The sequence below is a fragment of the Ruegeria sp. BG8 genome, assembly GCF_056538325.1.
In genome coordinates this window covers 287,160-313,728 of record NZ_JBQFSZ010000002.1, presented here as the reverse complement: position 1 = coordinate 313,728, position 26,569 = coordinate 287,160, and the positions used below count along the sequence as shown (strand labels likewise).

Here is a 26,569-nt window from a genome sequence, read left to right as displayed (position 1 = left end):
GCACAGACTACTCTGCGTCTTCTTTCTTTTCTTTCTTCTCGGGAACGATCTCTTCGCCGGTTTCCTGATCGACAACTTTCATCGACAGGCGGACCTTGCCGCGGTCGTCAAAGCCCAGCAGCTTGACCTTTACTTCCTGACCTTCTTTCAGAACATCCGACGGATGGTTCAGGCGGCGGTTTTCGATCTGGGACACGTGGACCAGGCCGTCGCGCTTGCCAAAGAAGTTCACGAAGGCACCGAAATCGACGATCTTGACCACTTTGCCGGTGTAGATCTGACCTTCTTCCGGCTCGGCCACGATCGAATAGATCATGTCATATGCCTTCTGGATCGACTCTCCGTCCGGCGAGGCGATCTTGATGACGCCGTCGTCGTTGATGTCGACCTTGGCACCCGAAACCTCAACGATTTCGCGGATGACCTTACCGCCTGAACCGATCACTTCGCGGATCTTGTCGGTCGGGATGTTCATGGTCTCGATGCGCGGGGCGTGGACCGAGAATTCGTTGGTCTCGGACAGGGCTTTGCCCATCTCGCCCAGAATGTGCATCCGGCCCTCTTTGGCCTGCGCCAGAGCGGTCTCCATGATCTGCGGCGTGATGCCTGCGACCTTGATGTCCATCTGCAGCGAGGTGATGCCGTTCTCGGTACCCGCCACTTTGAAGTCCATGTCGCCCAGGTGGTCTTCATCACCCAGGATGTCGGTCAGAACAGCGTATTCGCCGTCATCTTCCAGGATCAGACCCATGGCCACACCGGCAACCGGCGCTTTCAGAGGAACACCCGCATCCATCATCGACAGCGAACCGCCGCAGACAGAAGCCATCGAGGAGGAACCGTTGGATTCCGTGATCTCCGACACCACGCGAACGGTGTAGGGGAAGTCAGTCGGCGCAGGCAGAACCGCCTGCAGCGCGCGCCATGCCAGCTTGCCGTGGCCGATCTCGCGGCGACCGGGCGAACCCACGCGGCCTACTTCACCAACCGAATACGGAGGGAAGTTGTAGTGCAGCAGGAAGTTCGATTTGAAGTTGCCATGCAATGCGTCGATGAACTGCTCATCGTCGCCGGTGCCCAGCGTGGTCACGGCCAGCGCCTGCGTTTCACCACGGGTGAACAGGGCGGAACCGTGCGTGCGCGGCAGCAGCGAGGTTTCCGCCTCAATCGCGCGAACATCGGTGGTCGAACGACCGTCGATACGCTTGCCGCCTTTGACGACGTCACCGCGCAGAATGCCGGCTTCCAGCTTTTTCATCGCCGAACCCAGGTTGCCGTCTTCCAGCTGTTCCTCGGTCAGCGCTTCTTTGATCGCTTCGCGGGCCGCGGCAACAGCAGCGGTGCGCTCTTGCTTGTCTGTGATCGCAAAGGCGGCGCGCATCTGCTCTTCACCGGCTGCGGAAACAGCGGCGTAAAGTTCCGAGTAGTCGGGTGCGACGAACTCAAACGGCTCTTTTGCGGTTTCTTCGGCCAAGCTGATGATCAGGTCGATGACCGGCTGAATCTGTTCGTGCGCGAAGGTCACGGCGCCCAGCATTTCCGCCTCGGACAGTTCGTAGGCTTCGGATTCCACCATCATCACGGCGTCTTTGGTACCTGCAACAACCAGATCCAGACGCTGTTCGGGGTTCAGGCGCAGGTCCTGCATGTCGTCCACGGTCGGGTTCAGGACGTATTCGCCATCCACGAAACCAACACGGGCACCGGCGATCGGACCCATGAAGGGCGCGCCGGAAATGGTCAGAGCAGCGGATGCCGCGATCATTGCAACGATGTCAGGGTCGTTGACCAGATCGTGGGACAGCACGGTGCACATGACCAGAACTTCGTTTTTGAAGCCATCGACGAACAGCGGGCGGATCGGGCGGTCGATCAGACGCGCGGTCAGCGTCTCTTTCTCGGTCGGACGCGCCTCGCGCTTGAAGAAGCCACCCGGAACTTTACCGGCGGCATAGTATTTCTCTTGGTAGTGGACGGTCAGCGGGAAAAAATCCTGACCGGGCTTTTGTTGCTTGGCAAAGGTCACGTTGGCCATGACGCTGGTTTCGCCCAGCGTGGCAATCACGGTGCCGTCCGCCTGACGGGCAACCTTGCCGGTTTCCAGTGTCAGCGTCTCTTCGCCCCACTGAATCGATTTCTTTGTTACATCAAACATATGCGTATCCTAGAACGGAGCACTCCCGCCCCTGCGGGTCTCCGGTTTGCATGGCGGCCCCATTGCCGCCGACCCCATTTATCTTCCATTCGAGTGCCGGGGTCAGGGCACAACGTCTCAGATACCCGCGCGGATACATGAGATTGCGGCCAAAGGAAAGCGAAACCGCACCGGGGCAGTGGTCCGCCATAAATAAGCAAAGCCCGCTTAATATCGTTGACGCGATTTCCGCAGAGCTTGAACATCCGTCGATCTGTCCGCTCTGCGCGAACGTTGGGCATTTTTATCGTCGAATTTCAATAGAGCCAAAGCCGTTATCGACCAGATCCAAGCGTTAAGCCAGAGCAGTGCCGCCAGCGACGCGACCCCCGTCAGAATGAAATCAAGATCAAACGCCGGCAGGGTTTGAGTGAAAATGAACAAAATAACGGACAAGATCAGGGGAAACAGCGCGTATAGGACGGATAATAGCTCAAAGTAGAATATCGGAAAGATAGACAAGAAGAAGACGCAGAACAGAGGGATGAAACTACGTCCGAAACCATTGAAGAATCCCGGACTGACAAAACCATGCCCGGCGGCTCGGGCTGCGTTTGCCAATGGAACAGCCATCAGCGCGTAGACCACTGATACGGTAATCGTAGAGACAACGATCTTGCCAAGCAGCGTGTAGATGCCAAAGGCGAAAAGTTCATCTTCGGTGACAGACTGAAGCGCTGACAATGACAGGGGCTCGCCGATTTTCCATAGTGCAAACCCGACTGCTGCATAGCTTGTGATCACATTCATTACAGCGAGAACGGCGATGAAAAACAAGCCATATAGAATCGCGAAGGCGATCAGGTTCTTGAAGTCTGTACGATGCCGGTCGCCGGTCAAAGCCAAAGCGGCGCGAATGCCAACCATGCTGATAAAAGCGGTTGTGACGCCCTCGCTGATGTATTCGGAAAGCCCGAGGGACACGATTCCCAGAACACTCCAGACGGGAATACACAAAGCGAAGATGATAAGCACCGGGAAGATCATGCGTACCGCCACACCGACTGAAAGAACCAATGACTGGAAGATGAGCTTCATAGGAAGTACCTTTTAACAATAGCATTCTTCTGGGTGTTAGAACGCCAAACCAATTAAAATCACTGAAAATGCCGTTGCTCTAAGCGCGGAGATTTCCAAGTTCACTCTACCCTTGCGAGAAAATGTTGCAAGAAATAGCGGTGATGCAAACCCGGTGAGTCTGAACTGTCGCAGTGTCTGCTGCGATTTTGCTGAACTGAACGAAACGATATCAGCGAAAAGCTCCTTGCTAATTATTATGTGATAACATAACAACTTTGAGGCAAGCTAGGTTATAACCCATTCGACGTCGCATCGTTTGCCGAGCCGCACATCTACATCACGGAGCCCTTAAATGACTGACACCCGCCTTCCAGTAACTGTTCTGTCCGGCTTTCTTGGTGCAGGTAAGACAACGCTTCTGAACAGGGTATTGAACAACCGCGATGGGCGTCGGGTCGCCGTAATCGTAAACGACATGTCTGAGGTGAATATTGACGCTGATCTGGTGCGGGCGGACACCGAGTTGTCGCGAACGGATGAGACGCTTGTGGAGATGTCTAATGGTTGCATTTGCTGCACCCTGAGGGATGACTTGTTGGACGAAGTGCGCCGTCTGGCAGGAGAGAAACGCTTTGACTATTTGCTGATCGAGTCCACCGGTATTTCCGAGCCGCTTCCAGTGGCGGCAACCTTTGATTTTCGTGACGAAGACGGGCTGAGCCTCTCGGACGTGTCGCGCCTTGATACGATGGTTACGGTAGTGGATGCGGTGAATTTGTTGGAAGACTATTCCAGCCATGATTTCCTGAAGGATAGAGGCGAAACGCTGGGTGAAGAAGACGAACGAACCTTGGTGCATCTACTGACGGATCAGATCGAGTTTGCTGATGTTGTCATTCTGAACAAGGTTGCGGATGCTGGTTCCACGCGCGTAGAGGCCGCGCGAAAAATCATTCGTAGCCTTAACGCCGATGCGCGGATCATTGAAACCAATCACTCTGATGTATCAGCGGCAGAAATTTTGGATACGGGCCTGTTCGACTTTGAAAAGGCTCATGAACATCCGATGTGGGCGAAAGAGCTTTACGGCTTTGCCGATCACGTCCCCGAAACTGAAGAATACGGCGTTTCCAGTTTTGTCTACCGTGCACGACAGCCGTTTGTACCAGAACGGATCATGGAGGTTCTGAATGGCGACTTGCCCGGGGTGATACGGGCCAAGGGGCATTTCTGGATTGCGACGCGCCCTGATTGGGTGGCCGAGTTTTCTTTGGCCGGTGCTTTGTCGTCAGTGCAGCCACTTGGCACATGGTGGGCCACTTTCCCAGAAGAGCGCCGCCCAACCCACCAAAGCGCCCAGGCTTATATGCAAGCCCATTGGCAGGAGCCTTGGGGCGATCGGCGTCAGGAGATCGTATTCATCGGCAGTGGCATTGACTGGCCTTCGCTCAAAAACCGTCTGGACGCGGCCCTTCTGCCCGAGAGTGTTGCGTCCGGTCCTGAAGACTTACCGCACCTTCCTGACCCTTTCCCCAACTGGCGGCGCGCGGAGGCTGTAGCATGAAGTTCGTGCGCGAAGCCATAACCGACGCGGCGATTGGCGTTGGCGTTTCTGAGACTCCCAATGGTTTAAACGTCATTCATCAACCGGGTTGTGCAGCCGCGATCTGGAGACGGAATCCTTTACCGGGGTTTCAGTCTTGGTTGGACGGGCTAGATCCTCAGCAATTGCCTAAAACGCGCGTGATCCTACGCTCCGAAGCGGCGCGTGATGTGGCTCATTCTGTCTGCGAGGCATCGGGAATACCGGATTGCGCTGAACGCGACCGTCTCGTGTTTGATATTGCGTCTCTGTCGGGCCTTTTCTCGGGTCTCATGCGGACCAAGTGGCTACGCTTGCGCTTGGATGTGGTCGAAACCAACGCCTGCCGCCGGTTCCACATCGACGCGGTAACTGCGCGTCTCGTTTGCACGTATCGAGGGACTGGGACCCAATATGGCATTTCGACGAGCGGTACTGATCCAATTCGGGTATTTACCGTTCCAACCGGTTCACCGATCTTACTGCGCGGCACACTCTGGCCCGAGCATCCGGCATCGGGTTTGCTGCACCGTTCTCCGCCAATCGAAGGAACGGGGGAAACGCGTCTTGTGCTGGTGCTGGACCCGGTTCTGGATCCCGAAGGCGAGCCAGATTCAATTTACATGAATTGAGCACTTTTTCGTCCAAGAATGGATGCTCTGATCTAATAAGCAAAGCGTGAGACTTAGCACGCGTTGCAACTAATGCGTGTTAGACACACTTTCGAATGCAGAAAAACTGGTTTGTTGAAACCGACTAGGTAAATTCGGCAAGCTGCAAGACATGCGTATTTCAACCATTTTTCAATTTCTTTTACCGCTTGTACTGTTCGGGATTTCTTATCTTTTTTTGTCAGGCACACTGTCGTTTGTTCAATTTTATCATAGCTTCCAGCGTTTAGGGTCTGGTGTGATCGGTCGTTCTGCCGAAGCAGTGCACAGTGTTAAGACAGACTCGAGCATCGCTCTAATAGACAGATACACTTTTGCAGGTCAGCTTGACGCAACGCTTAGGTTTGCCGATCCCGAGGGGCGCGAGACTGTCTATGATGTGCACTACCCGGGTGACTACACCATGTTTTTTGATGGCCTTGGCCCATTGTGGTTGGCCAACTGGAGACCGGACATTGCCAACAATCCGCAAGTCACACCTGTTTTGGGGAATTCCTGTCTGCAGACGGTCGGGACCGAAAACCTTGCGCCCAGCGTTCGATATCGAACGGGATTCAAAGAATACATCGTGTGTCGCTTTCTGGATGAGCAAAAGCCCGATGCGCCGCGAGTCTACGACATTTCTGGTGCGAGCCCCGCTGTGATCGGGGTAATCTGGGCCAGCCCTAATCATCAACCGATCGATATTCCGCGCGAACGATGTATAGCCGAGATGCGCATCTGGTCGACTGAGATTGCCCAACCCGGGGATCGTTTCATGGCCTGTCTCTTTGTTGTGAATGAGACGCCGGAGCAGGTTGAAGTTTTCGCTTTTGAATTGTCCGAAGACACCATTGTTGAGGTTGGCGGTGCCAATGAAAGCTGGTCGCGTGCGTCAGTCCCTGTGCGTGAGGACGCTGCGCGATTGAATCAATACCGGCTGATGCAAACCTGGCTGTTGGACGATGCTGCGCATGATCAAGCCATAGAACGGGCTCACAAGCGTATTGAAGCCAGCCTTGAACAGATTATTCCACACCGAGTTTCGCGTTTTGATGGGGTCGAGCTTCGGGACGGCATAATCAATTTCACCTTCAGTGCGCGTAACACGGCCGAGATGGTTCGGATACGCGATGAGTCGACCTTTGGGGCAGATCTCCATCTCTACCGACATATCCGTCCGGTAATCTGCGGTTCGGACGAGCGTGCCGCCTTGCTGGCATTTCAGGAAAACCGGACCGCTTACATGTTCGACTTATTCCGAAACGACGGAAGACCCCTGACGCGGTTTGGCCGTTTCCCCAATCTGCCCTGTTAGTCCTGACGGCTAAGAACGTGGCGAGGCGCGCCTGATGAAATGAAAACGCCCACCAAGCGGCGGGCGTTTCACCGGATCAGACCGGGTTCATTCGGAACGCAAAAAGCGATTAGCGGCGGATGCCCAGCTTTTTGATCAGGTCCTGATAACGCGCTTCTTCTTTGCCTTTCAGGTAGTCCAGCAGCTTACGGCGCTGGGCGACCATTTTCAGCAGACCGCGACGACCGTGATTGTCTTTTTTGTGGGTCTTGAAGTGCTCGGTCAGGGTGTTGATGCGCGAGGTCAGGATGGCAACCTGAACTTCAGGCGAACCGGTGTCGCCTTCTTTGGTTGCGAATTCTTGCATGACGCGTGCCTTTTCAGCAGCAGTGATCGACATCGGGGTCTCCTTTACAAGGTTAGAGGTGATGGCGCAGGCCGGGATGTCGTCCAGCACAGGCCCATGGAGAAAAACGCACCGATTCCGATGCGGATGGGCGCGTATAGGCGCTTTTTTCTGGAATGGCAAAAGGAATCTGCCGCGGTCAGCCCAACCCAGATAACTGGGCCAGATCGCTTTGGGCAATCAATTGAATGTCTTCGGCCGTCAGCCCTTCGGCCCCGAGTAACTGCGCGACAGTCTGGCCATCAACCAAAACATTTGTCAGGTTATCATTCTCGGCATCCGCTTCGATCTGAATGTCGGCTTCATCTTCGCCTTCCCAAGCGATCATCAGTTTGTCTTGCCCGGGTTGAAAGTCCATCACGGTGACGGCCTCATCATCCGCCTCTGCCGAGACAGCAATGCGGTCATCGCCTGCACCGCCAGTCACGATATCTCCGCCCTCGGCCAGAATGGTATCGTCACCTGCGCCGCCGTTCAGGAAATCCACTTCGTCACCATTTTCACCGTCTTGCCCGGTCAGCACATCGTCACCGTCGCCACCAAACAGCGTATCCTGTCCCGCGCCGCCGGAAAGGTGATCGTCGCCAAAGCCACCATGCAGCGCGTCATCTCCGGCCTCGCCCGCCAAGGTGTCGTCGTCTTGCCCGCCGTAGAGCACATCATCGCCGTCACCGCCTTGCAGGTTGTCGGCACCGAAGTGACCGTACAGCGCGTCCTCGCCTTCGCCTCCGCTCAGTAGGTCATCGCCATCCTCGCCGTGCAAAGTGTCATCGCCTTGGCCCCCGATCAGTGTGTCGTCACCTGTACCGCCATAAATGGAGTCGTCCCCCATACCGCCGAAGACCGTATCGTCATCGTCATACCCGTTGATCTGATCATTCCCGTCGTGACCGGTCAGGATATCCTCGCCGTCGCTGCCAGCGACAATCAGGTCGCCATCAAACTCTGAAATCACAGTGCCGGTTGAAGCCTTGGTTTCTTCGGGATCAGGAGGGTTTTCGCTGATTTCAAGCAGATTCCCATGTGATGTCTCTTCGACCTCATCTTCGACGATCTCATCGTCTTCCGGCTCTTCGCTCAGCTCAAAAAGATCGCTTATGGCGTAAGCTGTACCTCCAACGGCCACGAGGCTGAACAATCCGATCAGAAACATCTAACCCTCCCAATGCGCACGGCGTTGAGGGTGATTTATCTCATTTGGTCAAGCGGTTGGTCAAAGCCAGGTTGGGCTCTTGGTTAACCTTTGGTCACCACGGCTCTGGCTGTTGGGTGTAGGATATGTAAAGCGGATGTTTGGGGTGACCGGCCTGGGTCAGCCCCAGATGGAACAAAGGCTGCCTGGTGCCCCGCAACAGGGTTTCAACCGCAGGCCCTCGGTCCAGATGTGCGCCGTGGGTGCCCCATGCGGCGATGACCTGATCGGCCCATTGAACGCCCTCGAGAATAGCCGCGTCATTAGCCGGGCCCACCGGATCGGTGGCGGCGCGCATCTTGCGCGGGTCGGTGTCGCGCCACGCAAAGATATTCGTCACCTGAAACGCACCAAACCCCAGCGCCCGTGCACGGCGTTCGCAGCGTTCGACCGTGGGGTCATTCTGAACCTCGGTCGCGGTCGAAGGGTTCAGCATCACAAACAGCGCCTTGCGCCCGTCCGGGTCCCAGACCCGGGTCAGGCTATAGCGATACTTTTCGCAATCGGAATAGACGGCGGTCGAGGGCGCGTCGCCCTTGGTATGCGTTCGGGTGATCATACTAAGTTTATCCAATTCTCATTTTGATACCACTATATGTGGATTGTGTTCTCGTTTTGTGCCAATGTGGATTTAGTGATTCCATAGGAGACTGACATGCCAGCGAAAAAGCAATCGGGCAACAAAACTTCAACTTTGGCTTCAAAAGTGCTTTCGGGCAAAAAGAAGCCGACGCAAAGGGAAATCAAGTCTTTAGCAGCTTCTGTGCTGTCTCAGGACGAAACCAAAGGAAAGCGCAGGTCTTCTAGGTGACGAACACCCGGCTGGGGTGCAGTTCGCCGGATTTATAGATGCCCACGGCCACAGCTTTGCCGTCCAGTGAGGCCCAAGCCTCGTCGCCGTATTCCACGTCGCTGGCCAGAACCATACCCGGATTGCCGTTGCGCAGGCGGGTGGCGCCTTCGGGGGTGCATTTCAGCTCGGGCAGGTCGGCGAGGCCGGTTTCCAGCGGGTGCAGGTAGTCGTCCAATGCCTCGGTTTTGGCCATCTCGTCGATCTGTTCGATGCTCAGCCCATCTTCGACCTCGAACGGGCCGGACCAGATGCGACGCAGCTCTTTCACATGGCCGTGGCATCCCAGCGCCGCGCCCAGATCGCGGGCGATGGAGCGGACATAGCCGCCTTTGCCGCAGGTCATCTCAAGCACCACGTGATCGGCGTCGGGGCGGTCGACAAGGATCAGTTCCTCAACCCACAGGGGGCGGGCGGACAGTTCCACATCCTCGCCGTCGCGGGCCAGTTTATAGGCGCGCTGGCCGTCGATCTTCACGGCCGAGAACTTGGGTGGCACCTGCATGATGTCGCCCAGAAACGGGGTCAGCGCCTGTTTGATGTCGTCATCTGATGGACGCGCATCGCTGGAGGCGATCACCTCGCCCTCGGCATCGTCGGTATTGGTGGCCTGACCCAGACGCACGGTGAAGGTGTAAGCCTTCAGAGCGTCGGTGATATAGGGAACGGTCTTGGTCGCCTCACCCAAAGCCACGGCCAGAACGCCGGTTGCCTCGGGGTCCAGAGTGCCCGCATGGCCCGCCTTTTTCGCATCCATGGCCCAACGCACTTTGTTGACCACAGAGGTCGAGGTCATGCCCGCAGGCTTGTCCACCACCAGCCAACCGGAAATGTCGCGGCCTTTGCGTTTGCGTCCCATATCACACCTTGATTCATGCTAAGGCGCGCGGGGTAGCGGATCACATGGGCGCTGTCAATTTACGGGTGCGCTTTCGACCACTCCCACGATCGGCCCCAGCGAGAACCCGATATCCGAGCGTCCCCCGGCCCGGTGATACATGCGTGAGATATTGCCGTCGAAGAACAGCGCATTGGGTGTTTTCAGCTCGTCCCGAAACAGGCTGCCGAATTCGTGGAAGGTAACGTAATCGTCCGAGATCGCAAACACCGCGCGGGTGCCATCACCGCTGGTACCCACCCCGTTGCGCACGAAAAGAGAGGTCGAGTCGGGCAGAAAGCGCGGGTGCAGCTCTCCGTCGATCACCAGCATGGGGCCGGATTGGGTGGCAAAGCGGCAGTCGGGGGCCTGATCCACATAGTCGAGCGTTTCGAATACATCGGCGCGACCGTCGCGGATGCAGAACACGCCATTGGGCAGCAGGCCGAAATTGCCGGGGCCGGGGTTGGCGATGACGCGCATCTGCTCCTGCCCGTCCTCGACATAGTGACCCACTGGCGAGCGGTCGTCGTGATACATGCCCGCGTTCATAGCAAAGGCCAGACGTTCGCCGCCGGGGGCCAGCGCCTCATTCACTGACGAGAAATGCCCCAGAAGGGCACCGTTTTCGTCGTTCAGAAACAGGCGCAGGTCTTCATTGGCCGCGTCCACCTCGCAAACGGTATAGCGCTTGTCCCCATGTGTGACCTTTTCACAGGTCACCGCGCCAGCCTGCGCGGCCCAGAGGAGCGCGCATAATGTGGCCAGCGTGCGGATCACTCGTCCAGATCGCGGCGCACCGCGTCCTGTTCGAACATGCGGCGGGTGTCGTCCAGACGGTCGAACGTATCATCCAGTCGGAACCGCAGATCGGGCGAGAATTTCAGGTTTAGCTTCTTGCCGATCATGCGCCGCAGCTCACCCTTGTTACGGGCCAGCAGATCGATTACGTCTTCCTGTCCCTTGCCGCCCAGTGGCAGCACATAGGCGGTGGCGATCTTGAGATCGGGCGAGGTACGCACTTCGCCTACAGTAATCGACATGCGGTTCAGGTCGGGGTCGTGGACATCTCCGCGCGCCAGAACCTCGGACAGGGTGCGGCGGATCAGTTCGCCGACGCGCAGCTGTCGTTGGGACGGGCCGGGGCCATCGTGGAATTTGTTCTTTGCCATGACTTCGATCTAAGCCCAAATCCCACCTTTGCCAAGCGGGCGCGAACCGGGTAGGAGGCTTTGAGCCGATTGCAATGAGGGAAGCAAGCCATGACCCATATTCCGGGGATCGTCATCACAGGGGCTTCGGGCCGTATGGGGCAGATGCTGATCAAAACCGTGACTGAGAGCGATCAGGCGCGTCTGGTCGGTGTCGTCGAACGCACGGGTCATGACTGGATCGGTCAGGATGTGGGTACGGCCATGGGCGGTCAGGCGCTGGGCGTCACCGTCACCGATGACCCGCTTGAGGCATTTGCGCAGGCGCAGGCCGTGATAGACTTCACCGCGCCCGAAGCGACGCTGGAATTCGCCGCGCTGGCGGCGCAAGCGCGCTGCGTGCATGTGATTGGAACCACCGGTATGACGGATGAGCAGATCGCGACTCTGGAACCTGCCGCGCGCCATGCGGTCATCGTGCGGGCGGGCAACATGAGCCTTGGCGTCAACCTGCTGGTGCAGCTGACCAAAAAGGTCGCTGCCGCGCTGGACGAGGATTTCGATATCGAGGTCATCGAAGGCCATCACCACCACAAGGTCGATGCGCCATCGGGCACCGCCCTGATGCTGGGCGAAGCCGCTGCAGAAGGGCGCGGGGTCAATCTGGCGGACGTGTCCGATCGCGCCCGCGACGGTATCACTGGCGCCCGCAAGCGCGGCGATATCGGCTTCCACGCCATTCGCGGCGGTGACATCGTGGGCGAACACGACGTTTTGTTCGCCGCTCCTGGCGAACGCATCGTGCTGCGCCATCTGGCCACTGACCGCGCCATTTTTGCACGCGGCGCATTGAAAGCTGCGCTGTGGGGACAGGGCAAAGCGCCCGGCCAATATGACATGGTGGATGTGCTGGGCCTCTGAGACATAGACGCGGAGACCAAAGGCGCTAGGGTCACCTTATGCGAACCGTGAAGTCTCGCGTAGTTTTGGGCTTGCTGCTGGTGGTGTTCTATCTGACGCTGCTGCCTTTCGTCGTGCATGGTTTTGCAATGATCGGTGTCGGGCTGTCCGAAGACGCGGCGCAGCAAAGCTATTTGTTTGCAGAAGGGCAGCGCGTCGGCAATTTGGCGATGCTGGTGCATATTTTCGCCGGGACCGTGTTGGTTGCGCTTGTCCCTTTGCAATTGCTACCAAACTTGCGGCGGAGATTTACCGGTTTCCATCGTTTACTGGGCAGAGTGCTGGTCACGCTGGCACTGATAACCGGTTTGGCGGGAATGACCTATATTCCGCTGCGCGGCACGATCGGTGGGCCGGTTATGTCAGCCGCTTTTTTCCTTTATGGTCTTTGCCTGTTTACCGCTGCAATGATGGTGGCCCGCAGGGCGCGCACCCGGAACCGAGAGGGTCATTGGGCGTGGGGGCTTCGGCTGTTTTGGCTGGCGCTTGGGTCATGGCTGTACAGGGTGCACTACACGATTTGGTATCTTCTGACAGGCGGGCTGGGGTCCGAGCCCGATTTCTCGGGCCCGTTTGACCTTGTGCAGGATTTTGCGTTCTTTGTACCCTATCTGCTGGCCGTTCAGGTCTGGATCATGCGCCAGAAATCGGCACATGGCGGGGCTTTGCCTAAACGTCCTTGATCTTGTCCGCGCGCAATGGGCAGGCGAGATAGACTCCGAATTCCTTGCCGATATCGGCACTGACCCGTGCGTGAACCGCGCCCTGGCGGTCTAGAAACCGTTGTTCGTCCTGGACCGGGAAAATCCCCTCGTGCCAGATGCCGGGGTGGATATAGAGACCGCGTGAGCCATCACACCAAAACGCCACCACCTTTTCCGGTGTCAGGTTGTCGCCGGGCAACGCGGCAGGAATGATGAAGGGCTTGTTGTCCAGCGGCCAGAACATTTGCCCGCCATCCGGGTGATAGTTCATGTGCCACAAAAGCACCTGATAACGCGGAGCGGTCTGCCGGTCGGCCTGCGCCTTTTGCGGATCGGTAGACCAACCCAGAACGTAGTGACCCCCAACCGCTTCGTTTCGACCATAGAGCACATCGCCCTTCCACTCGCCATGAAAGGTGCCCTCAACCCAACCGCCTTCATCCCCCGTGCCCTCGTCAATGGGCCGCCAGCCCTGTTGCGGCCAGCGGGTGATTTCGATCTCGAACCCTTCGGGATCATCGACCAGACAGCCATAGCCTTTAACCGTCTCATCGGTGGCTTGGATCAGCGGGACCTCGTGCCAGGGCAGAGACGGTTTGGTGCTGGCTTCAAAGATGTACTCCGGTGCGTTCATGCGGCCCCCATATGCTTGTTGACCATGCGCTGTACCATGGGCGCAAAGTGGGTAAAGTCAGGGGTCTGCATATCCGGGCGCTTGCCTGCCTCGTCCAGATAGCGGACCTGAATGATCTCTTTGAGGTTCGGATTGGATTCGAACTCGGCCACTTCTGCGGGGGTCATGGGCCCACCCTGCAATTCCAATGTGTGGACCGAGGCGGCGGACAAGCGATTGAAATATTCCGGCTTGGTCGCACACAGATACCTTTTGGCCGCAACGTGATAGCGGCAGCTATCGGTAATGACTGAGGGGAAGAATTGCTGCAGCACCTCGGCCCCCGCATCTTCGTGGTGCCGGTCCTCGGTGTCGTCTGGGTGATAGGTGCCGAACTCGGACGTGAAGTGGCCGATATCGTGAAGCAACGCGCCCACGATGATCTCTTCGGGCATGCCGTTCTGTTCGGCAATCGTGGCCCCTTGCAGCATATGTTCGGCCATGGTGACGGGCTCACCCAGATATTCCTCACCGCCGCGGCGCGCGAAGATATCACCGATAAATGCCACGATATTGTCGCGGGTCAGGGTCGAGAAATCGGGCTTCATTCTGCGGCCTCCGGTGTGGTCATCTCCATCGCTGCCAGTGTTGACAGCAAGCCGTCCTTGTCAGCGTAGCATCCCTGCAACCAACGCGATCCTGCACCGGAGTATCCCAGCCTTGCATGCAACACACGGGTGTTGTCGACGATAAAGCTTTCGCCCGGCTCAAGCTTGAAGGAAACACCCATTTCAGGGTCGTCGATATAGGCCGCCAACTGACGGTAGGCGGCATAGTAGGCTTCCATCCTATCAAACGGAATGTCGACCAGAGGCGCTGTTGACCGGTTATTGAAACGGATGGCGATCAACTCGCCGTCTGGCGACAGTTCGATCATCGGGCGTCTTGAGCGCAGGCAAACTCCATCTGAACCTTTATATTCGAAACGGGCCGGATACCCTGCCAGCAAAGCAAAACCTTCAGGGTTATCCGTGCGCAGGCGTTCGGCCGCGCGGAAACCATCGACGACGATCGAGTCGCCCCCTTCTGCGCTGTTTTCAAGGCAATATAGGATTTGCAGCGTTGGTACCGGATCGCGATAGGGGTTGTCCGTATGCGCCTGTAAACCCAGGCCCGTATAAGCAAGGTTGGTTGGGTTCACCTCGGTGCGGACTTCGAAGTAGGGGCCGTAGTTGGTCTCGCGGACATAGCCGAACAGATCGGCCACTTGCAGCAGTGACTCCGGTTCTTTCGGGCCGCCGGTCAATTTGGCAAAGCCAAATTCGGCCACAGCCGCCAGCCAGTCGCGTTTGACGGCAGGATCGGTCTGCACCCGAGTCCAGTCTGCGCTGGGCGCATCAATATCGTTCTGCCACGTGGTAATGCCGGGGGCCGTGCGGCCGAAATCGGTTGAGTGGTCGTGGTCGTACCGATGGGCGGCCAACCAATGGGCGGGGAAGGTGACTGTCTTGTTCTCGGGTTTGAACGTGATCTGTAAATCGCCATCCACGATCTCTACCGCGCTGATCGTGACCTGTTCGGGCAGATCGCCGATGGTGATCAGTCGCTGACCGTTGCCCGGTGCGCGCGTTTCTGGGTCCAGCGCGTTGTCACGCAACCAAATGGCATGAAAGCGAGATCTGGAACCGTCGGTGAATTCGACCGTCAAGACGGACGCATCAAAAGTGGCTTGGCGCAGCATGGGGCATCTCCTGTTCAGCGCGAGCTTTGATTGAGCTGATACGCCGTTCATGGCATTACGACAATTAATCCTTATTACGACTGAGGCTTGGAATTACTTATGGCTAAGAAAAAGATCGGATTGCCCCCGTTGGATTGGTTGCGTGTTTTCGAGGCTGCCGGTCGTCTTGGCGGATTTTCAGCGGCTGCTCGTGAATTCGGCTTAACGCAGGCCGCGGTCAGCCAGCGTATCGGGAACCTCGAGGCGTGGTTGGGTCGATCCTTGTTTGTGCGCGAGGCGCGCGGTGTGTCCTTGACGGTTGAAGGTGAAAGCTACCTGCCGCTTGTGCAGGACAGTTTGCAGGCGTTAGAGCGCAACACCGAGGATTTATTCGGGAAATCCCCGCGCGAACTGCGGGTGGCGGGGCTGTCGTCGAATATTCACGCGTTGGTCGTGCCTGCGATCACAAGGTTTCGGCAGATGCGTCCGAAAGTCCGAGTTCTGACAGATTCGGTTGCCCGCAGGTCGTCGCTGGATGAAGAACGGACATGGTTGCAAATCCGTTATGGACGAGGGGCGTGGCCGGGACGTGAGGCAGAGTTAATTGCGCCCGAAGTTCTGGTTCCGATGGCCGCCCCAGGGATCGAATGGGGTGATGCGGTCATTGATCTGCGTGGGGAAAGACCCGGTTGGCGCGACTGGTCCCGAAAGGTTGGGTTAACCGAGGTTTTGCCGTCAAAGATCAGCTTTGATTCGATGGAGCATGCTATTTCTGCCGCGCGACAGGGCATGGGGGTGGCGCTGTGTTCTGTACCTTTGGCGGGCGCCGATCTGCGCGCGGGGCGTTTGGAAAGACTGGACTTGCCGGAATTGGAAACAAAGGACGGCTATTGGCTGACATGGCCCGAAGAACGGGCGAAATCCAAAAAGCAACGCACTCTTATTAGCGATTTCCTGCAAGCACTCAGGGAGTTTTAGGGGTCAAAAGTCGATTGCGATGCCCTTTTTTTCCCAATCACCATACCGGGCCGGGTCAGGGCCGTCTCGGCCACCCAGCTCTTTGGGCAGCTCTTTCGCCTCGGCCGCGGCCTTGCGACGACGTTCTTCGGCTTCGGCCAGAGCACGCTGTGCTGCAGGGGGCAGGTCTTTGCGATCGTCAGTCATGACACTGGGTTCCTTTCCGTGCATCTGCTTGATATACGCCCCCGTCCGCGATTGGCAATGCGGGCGAGGGTCACAGCAAAGGCGGTTCCATGTCTGACAATGCAACAGCGGCACGACGCAGCGCGATATATCTGCTGGATCAGATTCTGGGCGAGGGGCGGCTGTTATCCGAATGCCTTGCCGCCGGTGCGTTAGAGCGGCTGAACCCCGAAGACCGCGCGCGTGCGCAGCGTTTGACGCTGGAAACCCTGCGCGGATTGGAACGGGCAGATCGCCTGCTGGACAACCATCTGAACAAGTCCCCGGCGCTGACTGTGCGCAACGCGCTGCGACTGGGTGCTGTCGAGCTGTGCCATGGCGAGGCGGCGCATGGGGTGGTGAATTCCATGGTCGAGATTGTAGGACGCTCGCGCAAACATGGTCGTCTCAAGGGATTGGTCAACGCGGTGCTGCGCAAGGTTGCAGCAGAGGGTCCCGAAGCATGGCCCAAGATGCGGGTGCCACGCCTGCCCGAGTGGTTACGTGACCCTCTGACCATGGCTTGGGGGGCGGATGCCGTTGCGGGTATGGAACGGGCGCATTTTGAAGGCGCGGCATTGGATCTTTCGCTAAAACCCGGGGCCGACGGACCAGGCGAGGTGCTGCCGACCGGTTCGCACCGGGTGCGAGACGCGGGTCAGGTCTCTGCTTTGCCCGGCTATGATCGCGGCGATTGGTGGGTGCAGGACGCCGCTGCGGCATTGCCTGTGCAAGTTCTGGCGCCAAAAGCCGGAGAGAAGATCCTTGATCTCTGCGCAGCACCGGGTGGCAAGACGCTGCAACTGGCTGCGGCCAAAGCGCAGGTCACCGCATTGGATGTATCCGAGACGCGGCTGGAGCGCGTGCAGGAAAACCTGACTAGAACAGGATTGAACGCCCAAGTTATCGCTGGGGACGCGTTGGAGCATCAGGGCCAGTATGATGCTGTTTTGCTGGATGCGCCCTGTTCGGCGACGGGTACCATTCGACGCCACCCGGATTTGCCGTTTGCCAAGGACGGTTCTGAATTTGGTGAGCTGATCGCGCTGCAATCGCAGATGCTGTCTCATGCGTGGCAATTGCTGAAACCGGGGGGGCGGATGGTGTATTGCACATGCTCATTGCTGCCAGACGAAGGCGAGGTGCAGATCGAAGACGCACTGGAGCTGCATTCGGACATGCAAGTCGATCGCGCGGCACTGGATTTGGACGGTGTTGAAAAAGACTGGATCAACTCAGAAGGCGGCTTACGGCTTCGGCCCGATTACTGGGCGGATCTGGGCGGAATGGATGGCTTCTATATCGCTTGCCTGAACAAATCTTCCTGAGGCTACGCTTTTCGATGACATGACGCGCGACGCGGTTTATCGTCGGGCACATGCGCCACCAGAGCGCAGGGGGCAGAGTAACGAGCGGCATGTCGAATTCGGATAGCATGGCAAATCGGTGGACGCGGTTTCAGAACCGTCTTTACGCGCGTCTCAGCCAACGACGTAAGGCCGTAAACGGTTTCGTCGGCGACCCCGAGCCGCGAACTGTCGGATCCTTTGCGCGCGGACGACAGCTGGTCGCCGGAAACCTTTTATTTGCAGGCTTTCTTGTCGAAGCGCAGGATACCGAGCTTTGGGATGTCACCGCGCCAAGCGCAGGTTTTGATCATGAACGGCACGGGTTTTCATGGCTGGACGATCTGGCTGCCGTGGGTGATATGCGCGCCCGGGAAAAGGCGCAGCGTTGGGTTTGGGGCTGGATCGCGGCGCATGGGCGTGGACATGGCCCGGGGTGGGCCCCGGATCTGACAGGTCGGCGCGTTATGCGCTGGATCAACCACTCGTCCTTTCTGTTGCGTGGTCAGGACGAGAAACAAAGCCAGCAGTTCTTTCGCGCTTTGGCTCAACAGACATGGTTCCTGTCCAAACGGTGGAAAGCAGCCACGCCGGGGCTGCCCCGTTTCGAGGCTTTGGCGGGCTTGGTTCAGGCGGGTTTGGCGCTGGATGGTTTTGAGCATATGGCAGATCCGGCGCTGCGTGCGCTGGCCCGCGAATGTGACACGCAGATTGATCAAAAAGGTGGTATTCCAACGCGAAACCCAGAGGAATTGCTTGAGGTCTTTACCCTGCTGGCCTGGACGTCGGCGGCGCTCAGTGAACTGGGGCGTGGGACACCCGGTGCGCAATCCAATGCCATTAAGCGGATGGCTCCAACCCTGCGGTGCCTGCGGCACGCGGATGGCGCGTTGGCGCGGTATCATGGGGGTGGTCGCGGCGTCGAAGGCCGTTTGGATCAGGCCTTGGCGCAAAGCGGAGTCAGGCCCCAGCACGTCACCGGATTGTCGATGGGCTTCGCGCGCTTATACGCGGCACGAACCAGTGTAATCATTGATGCCAGCGCCCCGCCCAAAGGGGCCACATCCTTTAACGCACACGCTTCGACCCTGGCATTCGAGCTGACGTCCGGACGGCGGCCTTTGATTGTCAATTGTGGTTCAGGTGAAACCTTCGGGGCAGAATGGCGTCGGGCCGGGCGTGCAACCCCGTCGCATTCGACGTTATGTCTGGATGGCTATTCCAGCGCACGTTTGACCGCACCCAACGAAGGCACCGGAACCGAGGCTTTGGTTGATGCGCCAAAAGACGTTCCGAACGAATTCGAAGAGTTTTTCGACGGCACCCGGTTCATGGCGGGTCACGACGGCTATGCCAAGGTTTTTGGCCTGACGCATGCGCGTACGTTCGAGCTGCGCTTTGACGGGCGCGAACTGGTTGGCGAAGATATTCTGCTCGCTGCCGATGACAAGGCAAAACGGCAGTTCGACAAGGCGCTGAACGCCTCGAATCTGCAGGGCATCGGTTTTGATGTCCGCTTTCACCTTCATCCGGACGTGGATGCAGCGCTGGATTTGGGCGGGGCCGCGGTGTCGATGGCCCTCAAAAGCGGCGAGATATGGGTTTTCCGCCATGATGGCGTTGCGAAATTGTCCGTTGAACCAAGCGTTTATCTTGAAAAGGGTCGCCTGAAGCCCCGCGCGACAAAACAGATCGTTCTATCTGGCCGCGCAATGGAGTATGCGACGCGCATTCGGTGGACGTTGAGCAAGGCACAGGATACAGCCTATGCCGTGCGCGATGTGCACCGGGACGAGCCCGTTTTCGACTGACGCCAAAAGGACCTTTGGACCCATGACCGACCTTCACCCCGTGCGCCGCGCGCTACTTTCCGTATCCGACAAGACCGGATTGATAGACCTCGGCAAGGCACTGGCCGAGCGCGAGGTTGAGCTGTTGTCGACCGGCGGTACGGCACGCGCGCTGCGTGATGCCGGGCTGGAGGTCAAAGACGTAAGCGAGGTCACCGGCTTTCCCGAAATGATGGATGGCCGCGTAAAAACGCTGCACCCGATGGTGCACGGCGGGCTGCTGGCGCTGCGTGACAATGACACCCATGTGGCTGCGATGAATGAACATGGCATTGGCGCGATCGACCTGCTGGTGGTGAACCTCTACCCGTTCGAGGCGACCGTGGCCAAAGGTGCCGGCTATGACGAGTGCGTCGAGAATATCGACATTGGCGGCCCCGCGATGATCCGCGCCGCGTCCAAGAACCACGCCTTTGTAAACGTCGTCGTGGATGTCGAGGATTACGATGCCTTGCTGGCCGAACTGGCGGCAAATGACGGTCAGACCTCTTATGCGTTCCGGCAGAAACTGGCCCAGACTGCCTATGCGCGCACGGCGGCCTATGACAGTGCTGTATCCAACTGGATGGCAGATGCACTGTCCGCCGAGGCCCCGCGCCGCCGCGCCTTTGCCGGTGAGTTGAAACAGACCCTGCGCTATGGCGAGAACAGCCATCAGACGGCGGCGTTCTACACAGATGGTACGAACCGCCCCGGCGTGGCGACTGCCGTGCAGCATCAGGGCAAGGAACTCAGCTATAACAACATCAACGACACCGACGCAGCGTTCGAACTGGTGGCCGAGTTCGACCCGGCACAGGGTGCCGCCTGTGCCATTATCAAACATGCCAACCCCTGCGGTGTGGCGACGGGTGCCACGCTGATTGAGGCTTACAAGGCCGCGTTCGACTGCGACCGGACCTCGGCCTTTGGTGGGATCGTGGCTCTGAACCAACCGCTGGATGCGGAAACCGCGCAGGAAATCACCGGGATTTTCACCGAGGTGGTGATTGCCCCCGGTGCCTCGGATGAGGCCAAGGCGATCTTTGCCGCCAAGAAGAACCTGCGCCTGCTGACGACCGAAGGGCTGCCGGATGTGACCGCAGGCGGCAAGACCGTCCGGCAGGTGGCCGGTGGCCTGTTGGTGCAGGACAAGGACAATGGCTTTGTCGGTATGGATGACCTGAAGGTTGTGACCAAAAAGGCCCCGACCGAGGAACAGATGCGCGACCTGCTATTTGCGTGGAAAGTGGCGAAACACGTCAAGTCCAACGCCATCGTCTACGTCAAGGACGGCGCGACCGTAGGCGTGGGCGCAGGGCAAATGAGCCGCGTGGATTCGGCCCTGATCGCGGCCAAGAAAGCCGAACGCATGGCCGACGTGCTGGGGCTGCCGCAACCTCTGACCATCGGCTCAGCCGTGGCCTCGGATGCATTCTTCCCCTTCCCCGATGGTCTGATGGAGGCTGCCGAGGCGGGCGCGACCTGTGTCATTCAACCCGGCGGCTCGATGCGCGATGATGAGGTGATCGCGGCTGCGGATGAGGCCGGGCTTGCCATGGTCTTCACCGGCATGCGCCACTTCCGCCACTGATGCGGTATCGGCTTCTGCTCTGGGCCGCACTTGTGGCGTTTGCGATCGACCAGATCAGCAAGGTTCTGGTCGTTCACGTCATGCGCGTGGCCGAGGGCGATATTGATGTGCTGCCACCCTTGCTTGTGTTCAAATACGGTGAAAATCGGGGCATCAACTTTGGCCTGTTCCAGGGTAATAGCGACGCCGCGCGCTGGGTTTTGATCGCAATCTCGCTGGCAATCGCGATAGGCGTGATGATCTGGCTTGTGCGATCCGCGCCGTCAAAAATAATGTTATTCTGCGGTGGGCTGCTGATCGGCGGTGCGCTTGGAAACGTTCTGGACCGGCTGCTTTATGGATATGTCCTGGATTTTCTGAACATGTCCTGCTGTGGCATAAACAACCCTTTTGTTTTCAACCTTGCAGATGTGTTCATTTTCGCTGGGGCCATCGGTCTCGTGATCTTTGATGGTAAAAAGCCCTCGTGACGCGCGAATTGAAATGCGATAAAAGCGCCTGAAACAGGCTGGAGACTCTGATGCGGTTGCCGCGTTCCTTCATTGCAGTGACATTGGCCTTTGCGGCTGCGGGTTGTTCCGATATCGGTCTGCGCCATCTTGAGGCGCCGGGACCGGGACCGGATGAGTTTTCGGTTCTTCCGGCTAAACCGCTGACACAGCCACAAGACTATCAGTTTCTGCCTGCACCCACACCCGGGGGTACCAACCTGACGGACCCGACGCCAAAAGCTGATGCAGTGGCTGCATTGGGTGGCAACCCTGCCGCGTTGAACCCGAACACTGCCATCCCGTCGACGGATGCGGCCTTGGTGACGGCTTCCAGCCGCTATGGCGTTCCGGCGAATACACGGCAGACGGTCGATGCCGAAGATGCCGAATTTCGCAGGAAACAGGGACGCCTGACGCGTCTGCGTCTGTTCAAGGTGGATCGGTACGCGCAGGTTTACCGCAAGGACGCGCTTGATGCAGAAGAACAGAACCAAGCGGCCCGTCGCGCGGGTATCGAAACGCCGTCGGCGCCCCCGGCGGATGAATAATCCTTAACTTTTCGTCATCAGTCTTGAACCTGCGCCGCGTCACCGTAGTTTGAACATCAGACAACAAACGGAGGATGCCCCATGGTTCGGGCCCTGGCACTGTCGGCTGCCCTTATCGCCGCCACCCCGGTTTTCGCCGAGGACGGTCAAGAGGCGGTCACGACCTTCACACTGGATAACGGCATGGATGTCGTTGTGGTCGAAGACCGCCGCGCCCCTGTGGTGCAGCACATGGTATGGTATCGCGCAGGTTCTGCGGATGAGCCGGTGGGCTCGTCCGGTGTTGCGCATTTCCTGGAACATCTGCTGTTCAAAGGTACGGACACGCTGGCACCGGGTGAGTTTTCGGCCACGGTCGCGGCCAACGGCGGCAACGACAACGCCTTTACCTCGTATGATTATACTGCGTATTTCCAGCGCGTCGCCGCCGATCGGCTTGAACTGATGATGCGTATGGAAGCGGATCGCATGCGCAATATCCGCCTGTCCGAAGACGATATCGTCACGGAACGCGACGTGATCCTTGAAGAACGCAACCAGCGTACAGACAACAACCCGCGCGCGCTGTTCGGCGAACAGATGAACGCGGCGCAATATCTGAACCATCGCTACGGCGTGCCGATCATTGGATGGCGGCATGAGATGGAGACGTTGGACATGGAGGACGCGTTGTCCTTCTACCAGACCCACTATGCGCCAAATAACGCCATTCTTGTGGTAACCGGAGACGTGGACCCTGATGAGGTCAAGACGCTGGCAGAGCAATATTATGGTGTGATCCCTGCCAATCCGGACCTACCAGAACGGATCCGGTCGCAAGAACCACCGCAAACCGCGGAACGTCGATTGACGTTCAAGGATCCACGCGTGTCGCAACCCTATGTGCAGCGCAGCTATCTGGCGCCCGAGCGCGACTCTGGCGCGCAGGAGAAAGCCGCCGCGCTATTCCTGCTGGCCGAGTTGCTGGGCGGTGGGAATACCTCTTACCTGAACGAAAAGCTGCAGTTTGAACAGCAAACCGTCGTATATGCGGGCGCGTTCTATCGGGGCGTGTCCTTGGACGACACAACCTTTGATCTTCTGGTTGTTCCGGCGCAGGGCGTGTCGCTGCAAGAGGCGGAGGATGCGATGGATCAGGCGGTTGCCGATTTCATTGCCGAAGGCGTGAATGAAGACGACCTGAACCGCATCAAAATGCAACTGCGTGCCGCGCAAACCTATGCGCGTGATAACGTGGATGGTATCGGAAACCGGTATGGCCGTGCGTTGACCAGCGGCCTGACAGTCGAGGATGTGCAGGCTTGGCCTGATGTTCTTCAGGCCGTGACCGGTGATGAGATCATCGCGGCTGCCCGCGAAGTTCTGCAACGCGAAGCATCCGTCACGGGTTGGCTGATGCGCGATGATGAGGTGACGCAATGAAACGGTTTCTGGTAACACTGATCGCTTTTGTCGTCGCTCTGCCCGCATGGGCCGAGATCGAGATCGAAGAAGTGACATCGCCGGGTGGTATCACCGCCTGGCTGGTCGAAGATCACTCAATCCCCTTCACGGCGCTTGAGCTGCGTTTCAGAGGCGGCACGTCGCTGGATGATCCGGACAAGCGCGGTGCCGTCTACCTGATGAGCGGCCTGATCGAAGAGGGCGCAGGCGATATGGATGCGCGAACCTATGCGCGCCAGTTGGAATCCCTTGCGGCCTCGTTCCGGTACAACGCGTCTGATGATACCGTTTCGGTATCTGCGCAGTTTCTGACCGAGAACCGCGATGAGGTTATAGATCTGCTGCGCACCACTTTGCACGAGCCACGGTTTGATCAAGACGCTGTAGATCGCGTCAAGGCGCAGGTGTTGTCTGGGCTTCGGTCGGACCAAACGGACCCAAATGACATCGCCGGACGCAGCTTTGCGCAGATGGCCTATGGTGATCACCCTTACGGCTCCGAAGGGAAAGGCACCCTAGACAGCGTGACGGTCCTGACACGGGATGACGTTGTCACGGCATATGAGAATGTCTTTGCCAAGGACCGGCTGTATGTCGGTGCGGTCGGAGATATTACGGCCGAGGAACTGGGCGAATTGCTGGACAAGTTGCTGGCCGACCTTCCCGAAACAGGAAAACCCATTCCGGGCAAGGCCGACGTGACCATCCCCGGTGGTGTCAGCGTTGTCGATTTTGATACGCCGCAATCCGTGGCCCTGTTTGGCCATGCGGGCATTGACAGGCACGATCCGGATTTCTTTGCGGCTTTTGTCCTGAACCACATTCTGGGCGGCGGTGGTTTTGAAAGCCGATTGATGCATGAAGTTCGGGAAAAACGTGGGCTGACCTATGGCGTGGCGACTTACCTTGTGCCCAAGGATTTGGCGTCGGTTTATCTGGGGTCCGTGTCCTCGGCCAACGACAGAATCGCCGAAACCGTCGAGGTGATCCGCAACGAATGGGCGCGGGCTGCGTCCGAGGGTGTGACGCAGAAGGAACTGGACGACGCCAAAACGTATCTGACTGGCGCTTACCCGCTGCGGTTTGATGGGAATAGTCAGATCGCCGGGATCATGGTGGGTATGCAGATGGACGATCTGCCTATCGACTATATCGCCACGCGGAATGATCAGGTGAATGCGGTGACGTTGGACGACGTAAATCGCGTCGCGTCAGAGCTGCTGAACCCTGAGGGGCTGCATTTCACGATCGTTGGTAAACCCGAAGGGCTGGACGGTTAAGCCCTAGGCCGCCGCTGGCTGCTTTTGGGCCTTGAGCGTATGTTTGTTGCTGTTCAGCAGCTTTTGCCGCGCATGTCTGAAATGCGCGGCCTTCAGCGCATCATCAATATGGCGGTTGCGGCGCAGCAAACGGGCCAGTTGAATATTGTCGAACACAAGGCACTTGGTGGGCTCAGTGGCGATGACGGTTGCCGTTGCAGGTAACCCCAAACCGAAGGTGAGCTCTCCTAATATTTCGTCTGATCCGCAGGTGTTGATCACCTGGTCTTCTTTGAGAATGGTCGTCTTACCACTTAGGACAAACCCAAGAAAATCCGTGGTTTTGCCCTCTTCGATCAATATGTCCCCAGTGGGAAACTCCCGGACAGTGGCCGTGTTCAGCAGTTTTCGGGCTTGATGGGGTTTGAGGGATTCAAGGTGCAATGCAATGAACTGCCGTTCGTCGTCGGAAAAACGGACAAAGTGACGTGCAAGATAGCCGCGCATCAGTCCCAGTACCGAAATCAGAATATAGGCGAATTGTATGATTGACCCAGCGAGGTTGAACTCTTTCGCCATGCTGATCAGTACGCAACCTGCGGCGACAATGACCAACACCGGATACGCGATGCCATTGCCACGAATGAAACCCATCTGCAGTAGGAAATAGTTCAGTATGTAAAGACCGGCGCCGGTCACGCCGATCAATGTGGTCAAGTGAACGAATTCAGGAAAATCAAACGGAAAACTCAGCATGGTCGGGCGTGCCCTCGTGTTGAATGCACCCAAACTGAAGTTTTCACTTTCGATTGTATATGAACAAATTCACAGGTTAATTTGTGTTATGTGCGTGTTTTCGCCTGAGCACGCAACATCTGCCCCATCATTTGACCAAATTTGCCCGAACCGCGTTGATATAATGCCCCGTCGACAGACAAGACTGTGCCGCTGATATAACTGGCCATATCCGAGGATAGGAACAAGCAAGCATTGGCGACGTCCTGCACGGTTCCCCAGCGGCCAATTGGGACATCTGCGCGTAACTTCTCGGCTGCGTCTTCAGTCGGTGCAAGCCGACGGGCCCCTTCGGTGTTTTCGATAAATCCGGGCACGACCGAATTGATACGGATGCCTTCGACACCCCATTCCATCGACAGGGTACGGGTAATCTGGTCAACGCCAGCTTTCGCGGCGCAGACGTGGGCTTGCCCTTCGTATGGCAAAAAGGCCTGCGGGGCCGAGATGTTGATGATGCTGGCCCCGGGCCGTTTGAGATAAGGGTAGGCCCCTTTCATGACGTGGACAGTTCCCATCAGATCAATATCGACAACAGTTTTGAACGCGTTGACCGACATTTCCGAGGTCAGAGCCGGAAAATTACCCGCTGCACCCGAAACCAAAACGTCAAAATCGCCGAGCGCCTCGTGGAACTGTTTAAGGCCCTTAGCTACGGCCTCGGGGTCGCGTACATCAAACGCTGCACCGATGGCATCAGCGGCACCCGCAGTCTTGAGTGCGGCTACGGTGTCATCCACCTTTTCCTGCGATCGGCTGGCGACGGCCAGTTTGGCACCCGAGGCCGCAAAGGCCTCGGCGATGCCCCGGTTTATACCGCTGGTGCCGCCGATCACAATGACGGTTTGTCCTGAAAAATCCATGTG

28 protein-coding genes are annotated in these 26,569 nt (G+C 57.9%); 14 read left to right on the top strand and 14 right to left on the bottom strand.

The window, feature by feature from the left end; all coding sequences use genetic code 11:
* Window positions 1–7: 7 nt before the first annotated feature.
* The gene (gene pnp / locus ACR0DG_RS06785) at window positions 8–2,155 is read right to left on the bottom strand and encodes a polyribonucleotide nucleotidyltransferase (protein ID WP_480695584.1); all 2,148 of its coding nucleotides are present in this window, start codon (window positions 2,153–2,155) and stop codon (window positions 8–10) included.
* A gap of 207 nt (window positions 2,156–2,362) precedes the next feature.
* Window positions 2,363–3,232 carry a hypothetical protein gene (locus tag ACR0DG_RS06780; protein WP_480695582.1) on the bottom strand — a complete coding sequence of 290 codons (870 nt, stop codon included), beginning with the start codon at window positions 3,230–3,232 and terminating at the stop codon, window positions 2,363–2,365.
* 334 nt (window positions 3,233–3,566) lie between these two features.
* Between ACR0DG_RS06780 and ACR0DG_RS06775 the strand changes: the two genes are divergently transcribed.
* The 3 genes from ACR0DG_RS06775 (at window position 3,567) to ACR0DG_RS06765 (ending at window position 6,764) form a co-directional block, all read left to right on the top strand.
* The gene (locus tag ACR0DG_RS06775; protein WP_480695580.1) at window positions 3,567–4,778 is read left to right on the top strand and encodes a GTP-binding protein; all 1,212 of its coding nucleotides are present in this window, start codon (window positions 3,567–3,569) and stop codon (window positions 4,776–4,778) included.
* On the top strand, window positions 4,775–5,428 hold the full coding sequence (locus ACR0DG_RS06770) for a DUF1826 domain-containing protein (protein ID WP_480695578.1): 654 nt from the start codon (window positions 4,775–4,777) through the stop codon (window positions 5,426–5,428). Before ACR0DG_RS06775 ends, ACR0DG_RS06770 begins: the two co-directional genes overlap by 4 nt.
* Before the next feature lie 277 nt (window positions 5,429–5,705).
* Window positions 5,706–6,764 carry a hypothetical protein gene (locus ACR0DG_RS06765; RefSeq protein ID WP_480695576.1) on the top strand — a complete coding sequence of 353 codons (1,059 nt, stop codon included), beginning with the start codon at window positions 5,706–5,708 and terminating at the stop codon, window positions 6,762–6,764.
* A gap of 109 nt (window positions 6,765–6,873) precedes the next feature.
* Here the strand turns inward: ACR0DG_RS06765 and rpsO are convergent, their stop codons facing one another.
* The 3 genes from rpsO to ACR0DG_RS06750 form a co-directional block, all read right to left on the bottom strand.
* The gene (gene rpsO, locus ACR0DG_RS06760) at window positions 6,874–7,143 is read right to left on the bottom strand and encodes a 30S ribosomal protein S15 (protein WP_170329634.1); all 270 of its coding nucleotides are present in this window, start codon (window positions 7,141–7,143) and stop codon (window positions 6,874–6,876) included.
* A 145-nt stretch (window positions 7,144–7,288) separates the two neighbouring features.
* Entirely contained in the window at window positions 7,289–8,302 is a 1,014-nt protein-coding gene (locus ACR0DG_RS06755) for a calcium-binding protein (protein WP_480695574.1), read from the bottom strand.
* Between the two features lie 94 nt (window positions 8,303–8,396).
* A complete protein-coding gene (locus tag ACR0DG_RS06750) occupies window positions 8,397–8,900 on the bottom strand; it encodes a DUF1643 domain-containing protein (RefSeq protein ID WP_480695572.1) in 504 nt (167 codons plus the stop codon).
* A gap of 96 nt (window positions 8,901–8,996) precedes the next feature.
* Here ACR0DG_RS06750 and ACR0DG_RS06745 point away from each other — a divergent pair, with 96 nt between their 5' ends.
* A complete protein-coding gene (locus ACR0DG_RS06745) occupies window positions 8,997–9,152 on the top strand; it encodes a hypothetical protein (RefSeq protein ID WP_480695570.1) in 156 nt (51 codons plus the stop codon).
* Here ACR0DG_RS06745 and truB read toward each other — a convergent pair.
* The 3 genes from truB to rbfA are packed head-to-tail and all read right to left on the bottom strand — an operon-like array spanning window position 9,145 to window position 11,240.
* On the bottom strand, window positions 9,145–10,050 hold the full coding sequence (truB, locus tag ACR0DG_RS06740; RefSeq protein ID WP_480695567.1) for a tRNA pseudouridine(55) synthase TruB: 906 nt from the start codon (window positions 10,048–10,050) through the stop codon (window positions 9,145–9,147). The genes ACR0DG_RS06745 and truB overlap by 8 nt on opposite strands.
* Window positions 10,051–10,104: 54 nt before the next feature.
* Window positions 10,105–10,848 carry a phosphodiester glycosidase family protein gene (locus tag ACR0DG_RS06735; protein WP_480695565.1) on the bottom strand — a complete coding sequence of 248 codons (744 nt, stop codon included), beginning with the start codon at window positions 10,846–10,848 and terminating at the stop codon, window positions 10,105–10,107.
* Entirely contained in the window at window positions 10,845–11,240 is a 396-nt protein-coding gene (gene rbfA, locus ACR0DG_RS06730) for a 30S ribosome-binding factor RbfA (protein WP_170379347.1), read from the bottom strand. Before rbfA ends, ACR0DG_RS06735 begins: the two co-directional genes overlap by 4 nt.
* Before the next feature lie 90 nt (window positions 11,241–11,330).
* On the opposite strand from rbfA, the gene dapB reads away from it, so the two are divergent.
* Window positions 11,331–12,140 (top strand): 4-hydroxy-tetrahydrodipicolinate reductase, encoded by an 810-nt coding sequence (gene dapB, locus ACR0DG_RS06725; protein ID WP_480695563.1) that lies wholly within the window; start codon window positions 11,331–11,333, stop codon window positions 12,138–12,140.
* Between the two features lie 38 nt (window positions 12,141–12,178).
* Window positions 12,179–12,862: a DUF2306 domain-containing protein gene (locus tag ACR0DG_RS06720; RefSeq protein ID WP_480695561.1), complete on the top strand. Its 684-nt coding sequence runs from the start codon at window positions 12,179–12,181 to the stop codon at window positions 12,860–12,862.
* On the opposite strand, the gene ACR0DG_RS06715 is transcribed toward ACR0DG_RS06720, so the two are convergent.
* From ACR0DG_RS06715 to tmpA, 3 genes are read right to left on the bottom strand one after another with little or no spacing between them, the layout of a single operon-like run.
* Window positions 12,849–13,517 carry an ureidoglycolate lyase gene (locus tag ACR0DG_RS06715; protein WP_480695559.1) on the bottom strand — a complete coding sequence of 223 codons (669 nt, stop codon included), beginning with the start codon at window positions 13,515–13,517 and terminating at the stop codon, window positions 12,849–12,851. The genes ACR0DG_RS06720 and ACR0DG_RS06715 overlap by 14 nt on opposite strands.
* The gene (gene tmpB / locus ACR0DG_RS06710; RefSeq protein WP_480695558.1) at window positions 13,514–14,104 is read right to left on the bottom strand and encodes a (R)-1-hydroxy-2-trimethylaminoethylphosphonate oxygenase; all 591 of its coding nucleotides are present in this window, start codon (window positions 14,102–14,104) and stop codon (window positions 13,514–13,516) included. Before tmpB ends, ACR0DG_RS06715 begins: the two co-directional genes overlap by 4 nt.
* Complete coding sequence (gene tmpA, locus ACR0DG_RS06705) at window positions 14,101–15,237, bottom strand: 2-trimethylaminoethylphosphonate dioxygenase (RefSeq protein WP_480695556.1); 1,137 nt, start codon at window positions 15,235–15,237, stop codon at window positions 14,101–14,103. Before tmpA ends, tmpB begins: the two co-directional genes overlap by 4 nt.
* 99 nt (window positions 15,238–15,336) lie before the next feature.
* Between tmpA and ACR0DG_RS06700 the strand changes: the two genes are divergently transcribed.
* The gene (locus tag ACR0DG_RS06700) at window positions 15,337–16,194 is read left to right on the top strand and encodes a LysR family transcriptional regulator (RefSeq protein ID WP_480695554.1); all 858 of its coding nucleotides are present in this window, start codon (window positions 15,337–15,339) and stop codon (window positions 16,192–16,194) included.
* Window positions 16,195–16,197: 3 nt separating this feature from the next.
* Here ACR0DG_RS06700 and ACR0DG_RS06695 read toward each other — a convergent pair whose 3' ends face one another.
* A complete protein-coding gene (locus ACR0DG_RS06695; RefSeq protein WP_480695552.1) occupies window positions 16,198–16,380 on the bottom strand; it encodes a DUF1674 domain-containing protein in 183 nt (60 codons plus the stop codon).
* 89 nt (window positions 16,381–16,469) lie between these two features.
* Here ACR0DG_RS06695 and ACR0DG_RS06690 point away from each other — a divergent pair, with 89 nt between their 5' ends.
* From ACR0DG_RS06690 to ACR0DG_RS06660, 7 genes are all read left to right on the top strand, one after another.
* Complete coding sequence (locus ACR0DG_RS06690) at window positions 16,470–17,726, top strand: RsmB/NOP family class I SAM-dependent RNA methyltransferase (protein ID WP_480695550.1); 1,257 nt, start codon at window positions 16,470–16,472, stop codon at window positions 17,724–17,726.
* A gap of 89 nt (window positions 17,727–17,815) precedes the next feature.
* Window positions 17,816–19,555 (top strand): heparinase II/III family protein, encoded by a 1,740-nt coding sequence (locus ACR0DG_RS06685; RefSeq protein ID WP_480695548.1) that lies wholly within the window; start codon window positions 17,816–17,818, stop codon window positions 19,553–19,555.
* A gap of 22 nt (window positions 19,556–19,577) precedes the next feature.
* The gene (purH, locus tag ACR0DG_RS06680) at window positions 19,578–21,167 is read left to right on the top strand and encodes a bifunctional phosphoribosylaminoimidazolecarboxamide formyltransferase/IMP cyclohydrolase (RefSeq protein ID WP_480695546.1); all 1,590 of its coding nucleotides are present in this window, start codon (window positions 19,578–19,580) and stop codon (window positions 21,165–21,167) included.
* A complete protein-coding gene (gene lspA, locus ACR0DG_RS06675) occupies window positions 21,167–21,637 on the top strand; it encodes a signal peptidase II (RefSeq protein ID WP_480695544.1) in 471 nt (156 codons plus the stop codon). Before purH ends, lspA begins: the two co-directional genes overlap by 1 nt.
* Before the next feature lie 50 nt (window positions 21,638–21,687).
* Complete coding sequence (locus ACR0DG_RS06670) at window positions 21,688–22,206, top strand: DUF3035 domain-containing protein (RefSeq protein ID WP_480695542.1); 519 nt, start codon at window positions 21,688–21,690, stop codon at window positions 22,204–22,206.
* Between the two features lie 81 nt (window positions 22,207–22,287).
* Entirely contained in the window at window positions 22,288–23,628 is a 1,341-nt protein-coding gene (locus tag ACR0DG_RS06665; protein ID WP_480695540.1) for a M16 family metallopeptidase, read from the top strand.
* Window positions 23,625–24,929 (top strand): M16 family metallopeptidase, encoded by a 1,305-nt coding sequence (locus ACR0DG_RS06660; RefSeq protein WP_480695538.1) that lies wholly within the window; start codon window positions 23,625–23,627, stop codon window positions 24,927–24,929. The genes ACR0DG_RS06665 and ACR0DG_RS06660 overlap by 4 nt, the downstream gene beginning before the upstream one ends.
* A gap of 3 nt (window positions 24,930–24,932) precedes the next feature.
* Here the strand turns inward: ACR0DG_RS06660 and ACR0DG_RS06655 are convergent, their stop codons facing one another.
* Window positions 24,933–25,625: a cyclic nucleotide-binding domain-containing protein gene (locus ACR0DG_RS06655; RefSeq protein WP_480707083.1), complete on the bottom strand. Its 693-nt coding sequence runs from the start codon at window positions 25,623–25,625 to the stop codon at window positions 24,933–24,935.
* 125 nt (window positions 25,626–25,750) lie between these two features.
* Entirely contained in the window at window positions 25,751–26,566 is an 816-nt protein-coding gene (locus ACR0DG_RS06650; RefSeq protein ID WP_480695534.1) for an SDR family oxidoreductase, read from the bottom strand.
* Window positions 26,567–26,569: the final 3 nt, after the last annotated feature.

What these genes read in the sequence shown, in the direction of transcription:
- ACR0DG_RS06660 (WP_480695538.1), top strand. Translation starts at nt 23,625, where the DNA reads ATGAAACGGTTTCTGGTAACACTGATCGCTTTTGTCGTCGCTCTGCCC.
- rpsO (WP_170329634.1), bottom strand. Translation starts at nt 7,143, where the DNA reads ATGTCGATCACTGCTGCTGAAAAGGCACGCGTCATGCAAGAATTCGCA.
- ACR0DG_RS06745 (WP_480695570.1), top strand. Translation starts at nt 8,997, where the DNA reads ATGCCAGCGAAAAAGCAATCGGGCAACAAAACTTCAACTTTGGCTTCA.
- ACR0DG_RS06650 (WP_480695534.1), bottom strand. Translation starts at nt 26,566, where the DNA reads ATGGATTTTTCAGGACAAACCGTCATTGTGATCGGCGGCACCAGCGGT.
- ACR0DG_RS06670 (WP_480695542.1), top strand. Translation starts at nt 21,688, where the DNA reads ATGCGGTTGCCGCGTTCCTTCATTGCAGTGACATTGGCCTTTGCGGCT.
- tmpA (WP_480695556.1), bottom strand. Translation starts at nt 15,237, where the DNA reads ATGCTGCGCCAAGCCACTTTTGATGCGTCCGTCTTGACGGTCGAATTC.
- purH (WP_480695546.1), top strand. Translation starts at nt 19,578, where the DNA reads ATGACCGACCTTCACCCCGTGCGCCGCGCGCTACTTTCCGTATCCGAC.
- ACR0DG_RS06755 (WP_480695574.1), bottom strand. Translation starts at nt 8,302, where the DNA reads ATGTTTCTGATCGGATTGTTCAGCCTCGTGGCCGTTGGAGGTACAGCT.
- ACR0DG_RS06750 (WP_480695572.1), bottom strand. Translation starts at nt 8,900, where the DNA reads ATGATCACCCGAACGCATACCAAGGGCGACGCGCCCTCGACCGCCGTC.
- ACR0DG_RS06715 (WP_480695559.1), bottom strand. Translation starts at nt 13,517, where the DNA reads ATGAACGCACCGGAGTACATCTTTGAAGCCAGCACCAAACCGTCTCTG.
- ACR0DG_RS06700 (WP_480695554.1), top strand. Translation starts at nt 15,337, where the DNA reads ATGGCTAAGAAAAAGATCGGATTGCCCCCGTTGGATTGGTTGCGTGTT.
- tmpB (WP_480695558.1), bottom strand. Translation starts at nt 14,104, where the DNA reads ATGAAGCCCGATTTCTCGACCCTGACCCGCGACAATATCGTGGCATTT.
- lspA (WP_480695544.1), top strand. Translation starts at nt 21,167, where the DNA reads ATGCGGTATCGGCTTCTGCTCTGGGCCGCACTTGTGGCGTTTGCGATC.
- pnp (WP_480695584.1), bottom strand. Translation starts at nt 2,155, where the DNA reads ATGTTTGATGTAACAAAGAAATCGATTCAGTGGGGCGAAGAGACGCTG.
- ACR0DG_RS06775 (WP_480695580.1), top strand. Translation starts at nt 3,567, where the DNA reads ATGACTGACACCCGCCTTCCAGTAACTGTTCTGTCCGGCTTTCTTGGT.
- ACR0DG_RS06665 (WP_480695540.1), top strand. Translation starts at nt 22,288, where the DNA reads ATGGTTCGGGCCCTGGCACTGTCGGCTGCCCTTATCGCCGCCACCCCG.
- ACR0DG_RS06770 (WP_480695578.1), top strand. Translation starts at nt 4,775, where the DNA reads ATGAAGTTCGTGCGCGAAGCCATAACCGACGCGGCGATTGGCGTTGGC.
- ACR0DG_RS06780 (WP_480695582.1), bottom strand. Translation starts at nt 3,232, where the DNA reads ATGAAGCTCATCTTCCAGTCATTGGTTCTTTCAGTCGGTGTGGCGGTA.
- ACR0DG_RS06720 (WP_480695561.1), top strand. Translation starts at nt 12,179, where the DNA reads ATGCGAACCGTGAAGTCTCGCGTAGTTTTGGGCTTGCTGCTGGTGGTG.
- dapB (WP_480695563.1), top strand. Translation starts at nt 11,331, where the DNA reads ATGACCCATATTCCGGGGATCGTCATCACAGGGGCTTCGGGCCGTATG.
- ACR0DG_RS06690 (WP_480695550.1), top strand. Translation starts at nt 16,470, where the DNA reads ATGTCTGACAATGCAACAGCGGCACGACGCAGCGCGATATATCTGCTG.
- truB (WP_480695567.1), bottom strand. Translation starts at nt 10,050, where the DNA reads ATGGGACGCAAACGCAAAGGCCGCGACATTTCCGGTTGGCTGGTGGTG.
- ACR0DG_RS06695 (WP_480695552.1), bottom strand. Translation starts at nt 16,380, where the DNA reads ATGACTGACGATCGCAAAGACCTGCCCCCTGCAGCACAGCGTGCTCTG.
- rbfA (WP_170379347.1), bottom strand. Translation starts at nt 11,240, where the DNA reads ATGGCAAAGAACAAATTCCACGATGGCCCCGGCCCGTCCCAACGACAG.
- ACR0DG_RS06685 (WP_480695548.1), top strand. Translation starts at nt 17,816, where the DNA reads ATGTCGAATTCGGATAGCATGGCAAATCGGTGGACGCGGTTTCAGAAC.